The organism is Cytobacillus oceanisediminis (assembly GCF_004366035.1).
Taxonomy (GTDB): domain Bacteria; phylum Bacillota; class Bacilli; order Bacillales; family Cytobacillaceae; genus Cytobacillus; species Cytobacillus oceanisediminis_C.
Genome location: NZ_SOEE01000017.1, coordinates 21,166 through 35,954 on the forward strand (window position 1 = coordinate 21,166; position 14,789 = coordinate 35,954).

Below are 14,789 nucleotides of genomic sequence, written 5' to 3' on the forward strand. Positions count from 1 at the left end.
TTATTGACTTCCTTTTTAAAAATTTGTATTATAAATCTTGTGCTTCAGAGCACAACTATAAATCTATGAAATTATGGCGGTGTAGCTCAGCTGGCTAGAGCGTACGGTTCATACCCGTGAGGTCGGGGGTTCGATCCCCTCCGCCGCTATCACAGAATGCGAAAGCGCCTTGGTCACACCCGACAAGCACAAGACGATCCTCAATTAAAGGTGTTTATTACCTTTTTGGGAGGAGCGGCTTGTGACCTCGAGGGGGCAGGCGCTGAAGCTGGACAACTTAGAATGTTATCTTCCACGGCCCGTTGGTCAAGCGGTTAAGACACCGCCCTTTCACGGCGGTAACACGGGTTCGAATCCCGTACGGGTCATTTCAAAAGAGCGTCAGCCTTAGGCTGGCGTTTTTTTGATGGATTTGGAGGGATTCTTCGTCTTTCAGAACAGCTTTAACCTGGCAATTGATGAACCTTTTTAAATTACTTTTCAGTTTATCGGTCTCTTTTCCGATATATCGGTCACTTCGCGCCGCATCAAGGTTTCACTATTAATAAGGTTTCCATCAGAAATAACAGCGCTAAACAGCACAAAAAAACAAGCCCCATCGGACTTGTTTTCCATCCTGCTATATAGATCGATCAGCAGCAAGTTATCATCGTTTAGCGCCTCTTCCTCCGCGTTTGGATTCGGTATGGCGTTTTAGAGATGACAGACGATCTTCGCTGTCCTTTAGGAAACGAGCCATTTTGGCTTCAAAGTTTTCTTTAGGGCGATGGTCGTTTGATCTGTTATGGCGAGGTCGGCCAGAGTTTGAATTAGGTCTGAATTCTTTTCTGTCGCCTCTATCAGGTCTTTCAGAACGCTCAGGCCGGTCTTTTGCCTTTTTGATGGATAATCCAATCTTGCCGTCCTTTTCGACATTAATGACTTTCACTTCAACCAAGTCACCTACTTTGAGGTGCTCATTAATATCTTTTACATACTTGTCAGCGACTTCACTTATGTGCACCAGACCCGTTGAGCCTTCCGGCAGCTCCACAAATGCTCCGAATTTTGTAATGCCTGTGACCTTTCCTTTTAACTTGCTGCCTACTTCGATTGACATTAAAAAAATTGCCTCCTTGAAAGATTTAAATCAAAATTTACTATATATTATACAGAAACTAAAAAAAGAGTGTCAATATAGCGTCAATCGGCCTTTTTTTCCTTTTTCTTTTCTTTTTCCGTCTCTTCTTCAGGGAGGTTAAAAATGATTTCGTTGTTGTCAGATAGGAAGTAATCTTTGCGGGCAAGTTTCGCGATATACTCATCATCATTCAGCTTAACAATTTCTTCTTCAAGCATAACTTCCTTTTTCTTCAGGTCAGAAAGCTCCTGGTCCAGCCGGGTTTTCTCTTCCACTTTTTCTTCCAGAGCAGCAGACTGCGAAACGAGTGTGGAGATCATAAAAAATGAAACGACGGCTGCCAGTGTGAAAAATGCCGCTAATCTTCGAAATAATAGCTTTTTCTTACGGCCCGCACTGATCTCTGCTGCTTCCTGCTGTTTGACATAGCTGGTTTCCATTTTGGCTACATTTTTCTTCTTGGTGACACTCACTTCCGCACTCCCTCCTTACTCTTTAGGTTTTTTCCACTTTGCAATCCATTTTAAAACATAATTCTTTATCAGCTGTAAATATCCTGCCAATTTATTATATAACTTCTCGACTGTTTTTTTAATCTTTTTCGGCAAAAGTTTCCACAAAAGTGACAAAATCCATTTGACAGGCAGAAAAACCACTTTCAAGATGAACCAAAAGACTCGAAGTATGACTTTTAACAGGGAATAAAGTCCTTTTCCAAGCATAACGGCTACCGCAATTAACGCCATAATAAGACCCTGGATGGGCTTATAGATGAGCAAAGTAAAGGTCTTAACGAAAAAGCGGTATATGGAGATCGCCATCCGGATGGATATCTCCAATACCCGCAGATACATTTTCTTAAATAAACTTTGATAAGCGGCAAAACCGCACAGCAAAGCAATGAAAATATAAAACCTTAACTCGCCTTTATTCACCAGAAATAAAATATAGAAGATTGCCAGGCCCTGTACGAGCCAAAAAAGGATATCATTAATAAATACAAGCCAGCTTTTCCGCCTGGTTCTTTGCAGGAAACGATTATACGTATCAAGGGCAGCCCCAAACACACTTCCCATGCCGATCATCGCCAGCATGGTTACAAATTGAGTGGTCAGTGTCATCGGAACAACTTGCTAAAGAATCCTTTAGCTTTATCTCCATTCTGATCGTCAATATAAACAAGGTCAAATACCTTCCCCTTGATGGAAACAATTCCCTTGTCGACATCCAGATTCTTCATCTGCAGGTTCTGCCCTCTAATCGCAAGGAAACCCATCACCGTCTCCAGCAAAAACTCTTCATTATCGAAGCTTTCGACTTGTTTAACACCAGTAATATCGAGCAGTCTTCTGCCTCTCATAATGACATCATGTTCCTGAGTATTGGTTTTGTTCGAACTTGACTCATAATATTGACTCATTATTCATCCCCCGCAATCAGCATAGTACAACCTTTTTGTACATGTTTATGAAAAGGGGAATTAAAATAGAACAAGCCAATAGGAAAAGCGGAGGCGCTGCTGAATTTGAAAAATGATACGGACGAAATTCCGTTAAATTTCAAGATTTAACGCCAATCTCCATAGGCGCAGGCCGCTATTCCACTTTCTCTTCCTTAACAATCGAGTACATTTCCGCCGCTTCTTCCTTGCGGGTCGTTTCCTGCAGGCGCTCCACTTTGACCGTTACCAGCTTCTGCCCGAAGCGGATTTGAAGTTCATCTCCCACTTTAACGGTTGAGCTTGCTTTGGCCTGCTGTCCATTTATGGAGATCCTTCCCTGATCGGAGACTTCTTTTGCCAGTGTTCTTCTTTTTATTAGCCTTGATACTTTTAGAAATTTATCTAATCTCATCTATTGCCACTCCTCTATTAGTATCCTTTGGATTTTGCTTCATTCCAGAATTCATCGAGCTGCTCGAGCGTAAAGTCTTCAAATTTTCTGCCGCTCATCATTACCCGTTCTTCCACATAAGTAAAACGGCGGATGAATTTTTCATTGGTTTTTCTCACAGCTTCTTCGGCATCAATTTTATAGAAACGCGCAATATTCACAAGCGCAAACAGGATATCGCCAAATTCCGCCTCCATCTCGGGGCTGGAGTTCACGGCTTCCTTCTCGAATTCGGCAATCTCTTCTTTTACCTTCTCCCAGGCAGGCTCAACTTCCTTCCAGTCAAAGCCGGCTTTTGCTGCTTTTTTCTGAATTTCAGCCGCTCTCATTAAGTTCGGGAATGATTTCGGGACAGTATCCATCATGGATTCCTGCGTTTCACCCTTTTCTTCCTGCTTAATGCTCTGCCAATTTTTAAGCACCTCTTCTTCATTTTCTGCCTGTACATCACCAAAGACATGAGGATGACGGCGGACCATTTTTTCAGAAAGTCCCTCGATCACATCATCGATGGTAAAATAGCCTTCGTCTTCGCCAATTTGTGCATGAAGCATCACCTGGAGAAGGACATCTCCCAGTTCCTCTGTCATATGCTCGCTATCTTCATTATCGATCGCTTCAATCAGCTCATAGGCTTCTTCAATTAAATATTTCTTCAATGATTCATGAGTTTGCTTTTTATCCCATGGGCAGCCGTTTGGCCCCCGCAGTTCCGCAATAATGCTCCGCAGTTTTGAAAAATCTTTATAGAGGACTGAATCATTGTTTACAGGAGGCACATATACAGAAGTTAAGTTATTCAGCTCCATATTATGATCCAGTTCATGCAGCTGCACTTGTTTAATAACCTCATCCTTGCTGCCGGCAGCTGTTACAATATAAACCACGTAATCGTAAGGCAGCTTTTCCATCAGTGTCAGCTTGACGTCACTCGCAACAAACTGGTCATAAACCTGTCCAATGATGACGTGCTGGGCCACCTGGATCTCATCTCTGTATAAATCGGTTCCATCCAGAAGCTGAAATCCTTCGATCGGATCAATTTTCAAAGCCTGAAATAAAGGATCAAGGAAGCTTTGTCCTCCTTCGATCATAATCTCAATGCCTCTCTGCGGGGCACGCTCTATGAGAAGCTGCACCGTACGTTCCGCAACAAGCGGATGGCCTGGAACTCCATATGTAATCTCTTTGGCAAGGGATTCTTCAAGAAGGAATTCACAAATTTCCTCATACACTTCTTCAAATTTCTCATGCTTTTCGTAGATATGATCAAAAGACTGATAAGTCAGCCCTTCTCGTTCGAGATCCCGCAGAACCGGATGCTCCTTTGTCCGAAGGTACAAAACCTCTGCCTGTTTAAGTTTTCGATATACGCCAAAAGGAAGCTGATCCAAGTCTCCTGCTCCAAGCCCGAGAATGGTTATTTTTTTCATAAAGCGATTCATCTCCTAGTCTTTTTGGGAAGCAAAAACATGAGCTTGCTTCCAAGCGGAAGCAGAGCAAGCTCTTCCTCTTTAAAAGTATTGCCTTTAAACACGATATACAAATACGTAAAGCCCCCCAGCGCTACGCCGCTTAATGCCTGGAATCCGGCAAACATTCTGCCCGGTTCCGGTATTGGCAGCATGGCTGTTGCCTGAAGATACAGCTGCAAAACAACCGACATCACCAAAGCAGCAAATCCGGCCACCACTAAAAAGCGCAGAGAAATCAATGATATCTTCAAATATAAACGAAGCTTTGCAATAAGAAAAATGAAGACAGCAGCAAGTGCCAGGCATGATGCGACCGCTGCGCCGGCTGTGCCGTAAGAAGGAACCAATAGGATGTTCAGGCCAAGCTTTACCGCAAATCCCATCAAAATGGACGCTGCCGGGAAAAAGATAAATCCTAATCCCTGCAGGATGCCTGTGATTGTGATGATCAGGCTGCTCAGCAAAATCAGCAGACTAAGAATCGCCAGGACATCCGATCCAGTTGAATTTTCAAACAGCATAATATTTGCAGGCTTTATGATATTCCAGAGGCCCACCGTTGCTGCAGCTCCAACAAGAATACCGATTTGAAGGGCAAGTCTGATTTTATTATGAAGGAATGCAGGCTGATTTCTCATTTTTTCTTTGGAGATGAGCGGCACAAGCGACAGGGACATGGATGTTGCCACAACAATGCCCAGCTGGACAATCGGCTGTCCGCGATCATACACACCTTTGAGGGCCTTCGCTTCCTCTCCTTCAACTCCGGATGTTAATAGAAGCGAATATAAATTAAACGAATCTGCCAGCTGAATGAAAATAAGCACGAGACTGCTGATGCAGATGGCAAACCCCTGTATGATAATCGTTTTGGCCAGCTTGCCGCTTTGTTTAAAATCGATGGCAATGGCGGACGGCAGGTTTTTTCTTTCTTTTATATAAAAGAAGGTGAATAAAATCAGGAGGGCAATAAGTCCGCCGGTTATGGCCCCAAAAAGGGCCCCGCCTCCCACCGTGTATAGAGAATTTCCTCCCTTAACAAGCAAATACGCGGCCAGCAGAATGGTAATGACTCTGACAAGCTGTTCTCCTACCTGGGAAACAGCGGTTGGAACCATATCTCCTTTACCTTGAAAATATCCCCGGAAAAGGGACAGGATCGGAAAAAGAAGAAACATGGCTGCCACCACTCTGAGTAAGATCGCCAGCTGCGGATCGCCCATCCTGACAGCCAGCCAGTCCGAACCCCAATACAGAATGGAGAACCCGATAAAACCTATTATGGACAGAACAAAGGCAGAAACGGCAAATAAGTTCTGAATATCCCTCTCTTTCTTTAAAGCGGCCTGCTCGGCATAAAGCTTTGAAATAATGACAGGAAATCCATATGTAGATAACACGATAATGATTCCATAAAACGGATAAACCTGCTGATATATATAAAACCCTACGTCCCCAACGATATTTTGAAAGGGGACCCGGTAAACAGCACTCAAAATTTTTGTAATCAGGGCAGCGATCGTGAGGATAAACGCTCCTTTAAACAAATCGCCAGATGTCTGAACGGGCTTCAATTGCCCATCTCCTTCCAATTGAATTCGAAAGTATTATAGCATATTGAGGCTTTCTGCGCGGGAACGCTTGGGTTGTTGCGGATATTTTTGTTTGTGCGCGGATTCACCGGGATTGCGGGCTTTGTTTTTCGGTTCTGCGTGTCTTTCATATTTTTGCGGGCGGATATCCTTGGGTTTTTGCGCATTCACTAACCTTGTGCGCGGGATATCTTTGTGTTCGCGCATCATTTATTCGGTTGCGTGCCCGCCATTCCCGGGCCAAAGAAAAAAGGCAGCATTCCGCTACCCCTTTCATTAAGTATCCATTTTTATGATTCCATTTGTCTGGCCAGGAAGCCTGCTGCCGTTTCAACTGCTTTTTGTTCCACGTCGCCCAGTGAATCTTCTTTTGCAAAAATGATAACTGCTCCAATTGGGTCGCCGTTTGCAATGATTGGGCCGATTGTATAAGCGGAGGAAGGCTCTGTGTTCCCGTCAACAAGCGAGATGTCGCCTGACTGGTTAACCAGGACTGAACTGCGCTCTTCCATTGTTTTTTCAACAAGTTCGCTTATGTTTTTGTTTAAGTAATCCTTTTTAGAACCTCCTGCAACAGCAATGTAAGTATCTCTGTCACAGATTAACACTGGATTTCCCAGGCTGTCATATAATGCTTCTGCATATTCTTTTGCAAAATCGCTCAGTTCACTGATTGGTGAATATTTCTTTAAGATGACTTCTCCATCACGATCTACGAAAATCTCCAGCGGGTCCCCCTCACGAATACGCAGTGTTCTGCGGATTTCTTTAGGAATGACTACACGACCCAAATCATCGATTCGACGAACTATACCTGTTGCTTTCATCCAACGTTGCCTCACTTTCATCTGATGATTTAATAGAAAAGCGGAAGCGCCTTGCTCAGCCCTGGCAAGCATAAGATGAATCACATAGGAAATCCCGACTTCTGAAGTGATTTGACTTATGACTCGAGGGGCTTGGCGCTGGAGCTAGACAACTCTATCTCCAGCACAGCACTTACTCTTTCCTCTTTTGGCTATGATCCATAATTGGGAGAAAATGAATGCATCGCCATGTTTGAACTTAGTATCTTTCATATGGAAAGTTATATACGTGCACAAAAACTTTTTCTCATAGATGTTATTCATTCCAAAATCGGATAAACATTCCAAATGATCCTTCAACTTAAAATTACCCTCGTCAGAAAGAGATAAACATTTCTATTGTTTCATTTTATTGACAGTGATGTTTCCATAAATTTACGCAGTTGGATATTCCTGCTCTTTTTTCGCTTCCTGCATTCCTTTGATCACTTCGTATGCAATATTGAGCCATTCATTTGTTTTGACGCCTTTAATATGGAGGACAGCTTTCAGTTTCTTTCCCTCCATGCCCAGGCCGATCATTCTGCCGTATTTGCTTGTGATCTGGAAAATCTTCTGGCCATCTATATGCTCGCTGGCCTTTTCCGATAAAAGAATCAGTACTTCCTGTTTGGATTGTTTAACCGTCTCGACTCCGGCAAGTTCACCGTATGCCTTCATTTCGGCAATCTGGAATAAATACCCTACTTCATCTGGATACTCGCCAAAACGGTCGATCATCTCATCCTGGAGCTCTTCCACATCTTCAAGTGAAGAAATGCCGCGGAAGCGCTTATACATTTCTATTTTCTGATGGCCATCAGACAAGTAGAAATCAGGAATATAAGCATCAACATCCAGGTCGATCTCAATTTTAGCCGGTTTTGCCTCGACGCCATCCAGCTTATCTTTCCGTTCTTCAATCGCTTCTTTAAGCATTTGCGAATACAGATCAAAACCGACAGAGTCGATGAATCCATGCTGTTCGGCTCCAAGCAGATTGCCGGCGCCTCTGATTGATAAATCCCGCATGGCAATTTTGAAACCTGAACCGAGCTCTGTAAATTCCTTTATGGCCTGAAGCCGCTTTTCAGCTACTTCCGTTAATACTTTGTCTTTTCGATATGTGAAGTATGCGTAGGCAACCCGGTTGGAACGGCCAACCCGGCCCCTAAGCTGATAAAGCTGGGACAAGCCCATTTTGTCTGCATCATGGACAATCAGCGTGTTGACATTTGGAATATCTACGCCTGTTTCAATGATCGTTGTGCTGACGAGAACATCGGACTCGCCTTCCAGGAAGCTTAACATAACAGATTCTAACTCATTTTCCGTCATTTTCCCATGGGCATATGTTACCCTTGCATCTGGAACTAGCATGGATATTTCCTCGGCTTTTCGTTCTATATCCTCCACCCGGTTATATAGAAAATAGACCTGTCCATCCCTCGCCAGTTCCCTTTCAATTGCTTCACGAACCAGTGCACCATTATACTCCATCACATAAGTCTGGACCGGGAACCGGTTCTCAGGAGGTGTTTCTATAACCGATAGATCCCTAACGCCCAGCATTGACATATGAAGGGTTCTCGGGATTGGCGTTGCAGTCAGGGTAAGGACATCCACATTTGTCTTAAGCTGCTTGATCTTTTCTTTGTGTGTTACTCCAAAGCGCTGCTCTTCATCAATAACGAGCAGGCCTAATTCTCTATACTGGATATCTTTTGATAAAATCCGGTGTGTGCCGACAACTACATCAATAGTCCCTGCCTTTAAGCCTTTAAGGGTTTCGGTCTGCTGCTTTTTCGTTCTGAATCGGCTTAATAGCCCAATTTCAATTGGATAGTCCTGGAATCGTTCTCTCATTGTTTCATAGTGCTGCTGAGCCAGTATGGTCGTCGGAACGAGGATGGCAACCTGTTTTCCATCCGCAATCGCCTTAAAAGCAGCACGGATGGCCACTTCTGTTTTCCCATAGCCCACATCTCCGCATAATAAGCGGTCCATCGGGCGCTCCCTCTCCATATCTTTCTTAATTTCATGGATGGAACGGATCTGGTCCTCTGTTTCCTGGTATGGGAAGGCCGCTTCAAATTCCCTTTGCATATCCCCATCCGGACTGAAGGCATAGCCTTTTGATGCCTCGCGTTCTGCATATAGCTTAATCAGATCATCCGCAATATCCTGAACAGATGATTGAACCTTTTTCTTAACCCGTTTCCAATCGTTTCCGCCCAGCTTATAAATTTTTGGCTCTTTAGCTTCGGACCCGACATATTTCTGGACAAGCTCAATCTGCTCCACTGGCACATAAAGCTTGTCGCTGCCCTGGTAGCGGATATGGAGATAATCTTTGTGGACCCCGTTAATCTCAAGAGTTTCAATCCCTAAGTATTTCCCGATCCCGTGATTTACATGAACGACATAGTCTCCAACCTTCAGTTCGGAATAGCTTTTAATTCTCTCTGCATTTGAAAGCTTTTGCCTGCGGGCTTTCTTTTTTGTGCGTTTGTTAAAAAGCTCTTCTTCCGTAATAACAGCCAGCTTTTGGCTTGGAAGCTCGAATCCGGTCTGCAGACTGCCCTCTGTAATTTGAATTTTCCCTGTTAAAATCGGGTCATCCTCACTCACAAATGCCGCTTCAATCTCATAGTCTTCAAGCACTCTTTGCAGCTTTTTAATCCGCTCTTCGTCGGGACCCAGGAATACGACTGAAAATCTGCCTTTTTTCCATCTGTCCAGCTCGCTTTTCAGCACATGCATTTGTCCATGGAAATTCTGCATCTGTTTGCAGGTGACATTAATGATGTTTTGCGGATTTGTATTCGGTACATGTCTCAGGAACAGGGACATATACGTAATCGGATGCTTTGAACGGTGCAGAAACTCTTTTAAAGTGTGTGAAATCTTCACATCATGAATTATCTGGCCCTCACCCAGAAGACTTGTATACCACTCGGCCTCTTCCTTATCAAGGGAGTCATTCATTTCCTGCACACGGCTGATTTCGTCAATAAAAATTAAGCCATTGGCAGGGAGATAGTCTACTAAACTACTTCCTTCCTCAAAGGCAAACGATAGGTATTTGAAAAGCTGTTCAGGCTTGTTCCCCATTCGCAGCTGTTCTAATTCATAGCCAACATTCTGGGCCAGCTGTGTTTTCGCTTTATCATCTTTCAGTTTTTTCAGGCTTGATCCCAAACCTTTTTCCAGTTTTTCAATTAATATCTGGAAGTGTTCTGAATCCAGAGGTATTTCGGTTGCTGGCCCAATCGAAATCTCGTTTAATTTTTCTTTTGACCTTTGGTCCTCCAAAGAAAAAGTCCGGATTGAATCAACTTCTGTATCAAATAGCTCAATCCTAACTGGATCAGCCTCAGTCAGGGGATAGATATCAATGATTCCGCCCCTGACACTGAATTCTCCCGGCGAAGAAACCATTTCCGAACGAACATAGCCCATCCGGACAAAGTTTTTTAATTGTTCATCTGTCAGTTCATCGCCAATTTTTAAAGACAGCTGGTATTTCTGCCAGTGGCCTGGAGGCGGGAGAATCTTTCTTAACCCTGCCATCGGGACGATCATGATTCCCGTTTTATATTTGCTCCAATAATTTAAAGCCTCGATCCGCTGGGCCTTTAATTCCGGGCTGGCAATCCCCATTTCCGCTGCAATCAACTCATTTGCAGGATACAAAAACACTTCCGATTCTCCCGCCAGATTGACGATATCATCATATAGCTTCTGTGCCTGCAGAAGGTTATGTGTTACAACAAGCATCGGCCTTCCCGATTGCTCATATATGGAAGACAAAAACAAGGTGCGTGCTGATCCTGACAATCCGGCAAGCATCTGCTCCCTTAGCCCTTCCTCTATGCCAGACAAGATGGAACTTACATCATCCTGCCGGCTAATAATCTCTTTAAGACCTAACATGAAAGCCCCTCCTATAAGAAAAGCGCAAGCGCCTTGCCCACCCCCGACAAGCACAAGACGAGTCTCACAGAAAGGCGTTCTTTGCCTTTTTGGGAGGATTGCTTATGACTCGAGGGAGAAGGCGCTGGAGCTAGACAGTTCTCAACGTTCAAAATTCCCTTTATCTTTCAAAAGCGCAAGCGCCTTGATTCAGCCCCGACAAGCATAAGACGAGCCTCACAGAAAGGCGTTCTTTGCCTTTTTGTGAGGATTGGCTTGTGACCTCGAGGGGGCAGGCGCTGGAGCTAGACAGTTCTCAACTTTCAAAGAGTGTCTTTTCCCAGGCAGTTCAACCGCCAAAAAGCAGATGCCACTCCTGGCCCATCGAGCCAGATAACTGACATTCTGCAAAATCCATTTTAACTTTCATTAATCTTACTAAATATAATATGGATGCAACAAGAATCTATAGAACGGTTTCTATTAAATACAATGAATCCCTCACATAGAAATAGAAAAATGCTTTGGATCGTCTCCAAAGCTTGTTAATGAATAATAAAGTCCTGCTGATGGTAATCCGGATTGCGTTCCAGTGATTCCTGGCAATCCTCACAGATCGCTTTTACAAGCATATCTCCTGATTGGTCATAAGAGATCATCTCCTGGCGTTCCTGATCATTTAGCTTATGGAAGCCAAGCTGCTCTGAATAAACAGAGCTGTTCTCTATTGAACCAATCTTTGTTCCGCAATGACGGCAATGATAATGAATAGCCATGCCTGTCCCTCCCGTTAAACTGTCCATGATTCTAGTATGGACCTCAGGAAGGGAACTTATTCATGCAATCAGACGATGCCGGCAATGAAGAGATACATTATTCTATGATAAGATTGATAAAATATGAAGATTATTGATTAAAATCGTTCATTACCTGTAAAAATGGTTTTCTGAACCATTCCTCACAGGCATCTGCACACTTTTTAGCCGTTTCGTCTATAATAGCCTGTTCTTCTTTCGTGAAGCGGCCCAGCACATAGTCAGGCACCTTCATGCCGCTCGGCGGACGGTCGATGCCAACTCGGATTCTGTTAAATTCCTGTGTTCCCAGATGCGCGATTGTAGATTTGATCCCATTATGGCCACCTGCGCTCCCTTTTTGACGGAGACGGATCCTGCCTACAGGAAGATCCAGATCATCATAGATAACCACAAGTTCATCATCATTTATCTCGAAATAATCCATAACAGCCCGGATGGATTCTCCTGATAAATTCATATATGTAAGAGGTTTAAGCAGAAATACTTTCTCTCCGTTCACATAGCCGATGCCAAATATGCCTTTCAGCTTGGCCTGATTCAAAGGAATATTCAGCCGGTCCGATAAAACATCAATCACATCAAAGCCAATATTGTGCCTCGTTTTATCATATTGCTTGCCGGGATTCCCCAACCCTACAATTAATTTCATTTTCTCACCCCATATTCGAAAAGCGCAGAAGCCTAGTATTTAACCAGACGCGCGCTCTGAACTTTTTCGATTCTCTTTTTCATTATAGTAGAAAGTGTGTTGTTCGGTAAGAAGATTCTGTCGGAAGCTGAGCCAGGTTCGGACTCAATTGCCCCTGCTGCTTCTGATCTTATCCCGTATGTGCGTCTCATTCGGATTTATTTTAATGCCATGCAAACAGGGGCCGGCCATTATTGCCAAGCCCCCGCAAGAATAGTTTCCCTGAGCTTATTCTCCACCTGTTTTATCTTCATTTGCTGTTGTTTCTCTGCCTTCTTCATTTTCAGGTGTGCCAGCTTCCTGTTCTTCACCGCTGCTGATTTCTTCTTCCTGTCTCGGAGGAAGGATGGAAGCGATAACCTCTTCATCCTCATTATTGATTCCATAGCCGCGATCTGCCTTGATATCAGCAACTGTTAAGGTCTCATTCACCTGCAGATTCGTTACATCCACTTCAACAGAAGGTGGAATATTATTCGGTGTCGCTGTAACAGAGACTTCATGCATGGATTGCTGCATAACGCCTCCATCTTTTACTCCCGCTGCATCTCCAGTCAAGACGACGCGTACATCGGCTGTCATTTCCTTATTCATATCCACCGCTAGAAAATCAGCATGGACAATTGCATTTTTAATTGGATTGGACTGGTAGTCACCAAGCACCACTTCAAGTTTGCTGCCATCTACATCTAATGAAAATACGCCGTTTCTGCCCACTTCCTTTATCGTCTTAAGAAAATCTGCTTCGCTTAAGTAGATGGATTGGCTTTGCTGTTTTGAACCATACACAACTGCCGGAATATTACCTTCTTTTCGCAGTGAAGTTAAATTGGAATTGCGTGAACCTTTTCTTTCTTTTGCTTGCAATACAGCTGTCATAAATACGTCCCCTTCCTCATTTAGAAAAATTTATAAAGTGAACCTTCAATCAGCAGGGGTTTTTTATCCCCCGCTAATTGTTAGTTGAACCAAGGGCCTTTACGGACATTTTGACTCCCGCTAAGTCGCCTTTTATTCCTTCGAGTCTAGTAATGGGAGTCATACTGCCCGTTAGACTGCGATAAAGTCTTGTCTATATAAAAAAATGCCCTAAAATGAGGAAGTCTAAACGTTTTTGTTTTTTTCAGGTTTATATTATCTTTGGCTTTCCTTATGATTTTTTGTCAAAGCTTTTGAATATTACCCGTTGATTTCTGCTGCGGTCACTTGCTTTCCGGAGGGGAGGAATGAGAGCCTCCTCGGCTTCGCCTGCGGGGTCTCTCACTCCCTCTCCTTCCGCAGGACACTGAATAAGTTTCCTTGAATTAGCACCGCACGAAGAAAAGACGGATGCATTTTCGAGGATCAAGTGCCCTTCGCTCCAATCAGCCCAGTTCGTTAAAGTTAGTTAGCGATTAGAACAATCCGAAAAAGAACGCAGATCAGGCTTGCTTTACAGCAAGCCTGGATAAGTTATTTAATTACCGATCAATCAAACAAAGTGCTGACGGATTGCTCTTCATGAACTCGGATGATTGCTTCACCGATTAGCGGTGCTACGGAAAGTTCGACAATCTTGTCTGTTTTCTTCTCTTCTGGAAGAGTAATTGAGTTTGTTACAACCAATTCTTTGATTGTTGAGTTTTCAATTCTTTCGATGGCAGGCCCAGATAGAACCGGGTGTGTACAGCATGCATAGACTTCTGATGCACCGTTCTCGATCAGGGCATTTGCTGCTAATGTAATCGTTCCGGCAGTATCTATAATATCGTCGATTAAGATGGCAGTTTTTCCATCGATGTTACCTACAATGTTCATGACTTCAGCCACATTCGGCTTTGGACGGCGCTTGTCAATGATGGCAATCGGCGCTTTTAAGCGATCAGCCATTTTACGCGCACGTGTTACGCCGCCGTGGTCTGGGGATACGATTACGATGTCGGCATCCATCATTTTGTTCTTAAAGTAATCAGAAAGGATTGGGACACCCATTAAATGATCGATCGGAATATCGAAGAAACCTTGAATTTGCGGCGCATGCAAGTCAAGTGTAATCACACGGGTTGCACCAGCAGTTTCCAAAAGGTTTGCTGCAAGCTTAGCTGTAATCGGCTCACGCGCTCTTGCTTTGCGGTCCTGGCGGGCATAGCCATAGTAAGGCATTACGATGTTGATGGTCTTGGCAGATGCACGCTTAAGAGCATCGATCATGATTAAAAGCTCCATTAAGTGCTCATTAACAGGAGAGCTTGTAGATTGGATTACATATACATCGCATCCGCGGATGCTTTCTTCAATGTTAATTTGAATTTCGCCGTCGCTGAAGCGAGTTACGGAACATTTACCAAGCTCCACACCAATTACATTGGCGATTTCTGCAGCTAGCTTGCGGTTTGAGTTTAAACTGAACACCTTTAAGTTTGGATCTAAATACTGGTTTGACATTTTGGGCCTCCATCGATTTA

Annotated in this window: 13 protein-coding genes and 2 tRNA genes; 2 read left to right on the forward strand and 13 right to left on the reverse strand. The window is 43.8% G+C overall.

The window, feature by feature from the left end; translation table 11 throughout:
- Positions 1–75: 75 nt before the first annotated feature.
- Together DFO72_RS26360 and DFO72_RS26365 are read left to right on the forward strand one after the other, a co-directional pair.
- Positions 76–149 (forward strand) — tRNA-Met (locus tag DFO72_RS26360).
- A gap of 147 nt (positions 150–296) precedes the next feature.
- Positions 297–368 (forward strand) — tRNA-Glu (locus DFO72_RS26365).
- A gap of 278 nt (positions 369–646) precedes the next feature.
- Here the strand turns inward: DFO72_RS26365 and DFO72_RS26370 are convergent.
- From DFO72_RS26370 to DFO72_RS26435, 13 genes are all read right to left on the reverse strand, one after another.
- Positions 647–1,099, reverse strand: a complete 453-nt coding sequence (locus DFO72_RS26370; RefSeq protein ID WP_113885330.1) for a S1 domain-containing RNA-binding protein — start codon at positions 1,097–1,099, stop codon at positions 647–649.
- 83 nt (positions 1,100–1,182) lie between these two features.
- On the reverse strand, positions 1,183–1,593 hold the full coding sequence (locus DFO72_RS26375; RefSeq protein ID WP_113885331.1) for an FtsB family cell division protein: 411 nt from the start codon (positions 1,591–1,593) through the stop codon (positions 1,183–1,185).
- 15 nt (positions 1,594–1,608) lie between these two features.
- Positions 1,609–2,241 (reverse strand): spore cortex biosynthesis protein YabQ, encoded by a 633-nt coding sequence (gene yabQ, locus DFO72_RS26380; RefSeq protein ID WP_113885332.1) that lies wholly within the window; start codon positions 2,239–2,241, stop codon positions 1,609–1,611.
- Positions 2,238–2,540: a sporulation protein YabP gene (gene yabP, locus DFO72_RS26385; protein WP_009336651.1), complete on the reverse strand. Its 303-nt coding sequence runs from the start codon at positions 2,538–2,540 to the stop codon at positions 2,238–2,240. Before yabP ends, yabQ begins: the two co-directional genes overlap by 4 nt.
- Before the next feature lie 175 nt (positions 2,541–2,715).
- Complete coding sequence (locus tag DFO72_RS26390; protein ID WP_113885333.1) at positions 2,716–2,973, reverse strand: RNA-binding S4 domain-containing protein; 258 nt, start codon at positions 2,971–2,973, stop codon at positions 2,716–2,718.
- Between the two features lie 17 nt (positions 2,974–2,990).
- A complete protein-coding gene (mazG, locus tag DFO72_RS26395; RefSeq protein WP_113885334.1) occupies positions 2,991–4,445 on the reverse strand; it encodes a nucleoside triphosphate pyrophosphohydrolase in 1,455 nt (484 codons plus the stop codon).
- An 8-nt stretch (positions 4,446–4,453) separates the two neighbouring features.
- Positions 4,454–6,061: a putative polysaccharide biosynthesis protein gene (locus DFO72_RS26400; protein ID WP_113885335.1), complete on the reverse strand. Its 1,608-nt coding sequence runs from the start codon at positions 6,059–6,061 to the stop codon at positions 4,454–4,456.
- A gap of 308 nt (positions 6,062–6,369) precedes the next feature.
- Positions 6,370–6,906, reverse strand: a complete 537-nt coding sequence (gene spoVT, locus DFO72_RS26405; RefSeq protein ID WP_113885361.1) for a stage V sporulation protein T — start codon at positions 6,904–6,906, stop codon at positions 6,370–6,372.
- A gap of 414 nt (positions 6,907–7,320) precedes the next feature.
- Positions 7,321–10,860 (reverse strand): transcription-repair coupling factor, encoded by a 3,540-nt coding sequence (gene mfd, locus DFO72_RS26410; RefSeq protein ID WP_113885336.1) that lies wholly within the window; start codon positions 10,858–10,860, stop codon positions 7,321–7,323.
- A 524-nt stretch (positions 10,861–11,384) separates the two neighbouring features.
- Positions 11,385–11,615, reverse strand: coding sequence for an anti-sigma-F factor Fin family protein (locus tag DFO72_RS26415; RefSeq protein WP_113885337.1), 231 nt, complete (start codon positions 11,613–11,615; stop codon positions 11,385–11,387).
- Positions 11,616–11,745: 130 nt separating this feature from the next.
- The gene (gene pth / locus DFO72_RS26420; RefSeq protein ID WP_113885338.1) at positions 11,746–12,306 is read right to left on the reverse strand and encodes an aminoacyl-tRNA hydrolase; all 561 of its coding nucleotides are present in this window, start codon (positions 12,304–12,306) and stop codon (positions 11,746–11,748) included.
- Positions 12,307–12,573: 267 nt separating this feature from the next.
- Positions 12,574–13,224 (reverse strand): 50S ribosomal protein L25/general stress protein Ctc, encoded by a 651-nt coding sequence (locus DFO72_RS26425; RefSeq protein WP_113885339.1) that lies wholly within the window; start codon positions 13,222–13,224, stop codon positions 12,574–12,576.
- A gap of 588 nt (positions 13,225–13,812) precedes the next feature.
- Complete coding sequence (locus DFO72_RS26435; protein ID WP_113885341.1) at positions 13,813–14,769, reverse strand: ribose-phosphate diphosphokinase; 957 nt, start codon at positions 14,767–14,769, stop codon at positions 13,813–13,815.
- Positions 14,770–14,789 lie beyond the last annotated feature (20 nt).

What these genes read in the sequence shown, in the direction of transcription:
- DFO72_RS26370 (WP_113885330.1), bottom strand. Translation starts at nt 1,099, where the DNA reads ATGTCAATCGAAGTAGGCAGCAAGTTAAAAGGAAAGGTCACAGGCATT.
- yabP (WP_009336651.1), bottom strand. Translation starts at nt 2,540, where the DNA reads ATGAGTCAATATTATGAGTCAAGTTCGAACAAAACCAATACTCAGGAA.
- mfd (WP_113885336.1), bottom strand. Translation starts at nt 10,860, where the DNA reads ATGTTAGGTCTTAAAGAGATTATTAGCCGGCAGGATGATGTAAGTTCC.
- mazG (WP_113885334.1), bottom strand. Translation starts at nt 4,445, where the DNA reads ATGAAAAAAATAACCATTCTCGGGCTTGGAGCAGGAGACTTGGATCAG.
- DFO72_RS26390 (WP_113885333.1), bottom strand. Translation starts at nt 2,973, where the DNA reads ATGAGATTAGATAAATTTCTAAAAGTATCAAGGCTAATAAAAAGAAGA.
- DFO72_RS26425 (WP_113885339.1), bottom strand. Translation starts at nt 13,224, where the DNA reads ATGACAGCTGTATTGCAAGCAAAAGAAAGAAAAGGTTCACGCAATTCC.
- spoVT (WP_113885361.1), bottom strand. Translation starts at nt 6,906, where the DNA reads ATGAAAGCAACAGGTATAGTTCGTCGAATCGATGATTTGGGTCGTGTA.
- DFO72_RS26415 (WP_113885337.1), bottom strand. Translation starts at nt 11,615, where the DNA reads ATGGCTATTCATTATCATTGCCGTCATTGCGGAACAAAGATTGGTTCA.
- pth (WP_113885338.1), bottom strand. Translation starts at nt 12,306, where the DNA reads ATGAAATTAATTGTAGGGTTGGGGAATCCCGGCAAGCAATATGATAAA.
- DFO72_RS26435 (WP_113885341.1), bottom strand. Translation starts at nt 14,769, where the DNA reads ATGTCAAACCAGTATTTAGATCCAAACTTAAAGGTGTTCAGTTTAAAC.
- yabQ (WP_113885332.1), bottom strand. Translation starts at nt 2,241, where the DNA reads ATGACACTGACCACTCAATTTGTAACCATGCTGGCGATGATCGGCATG.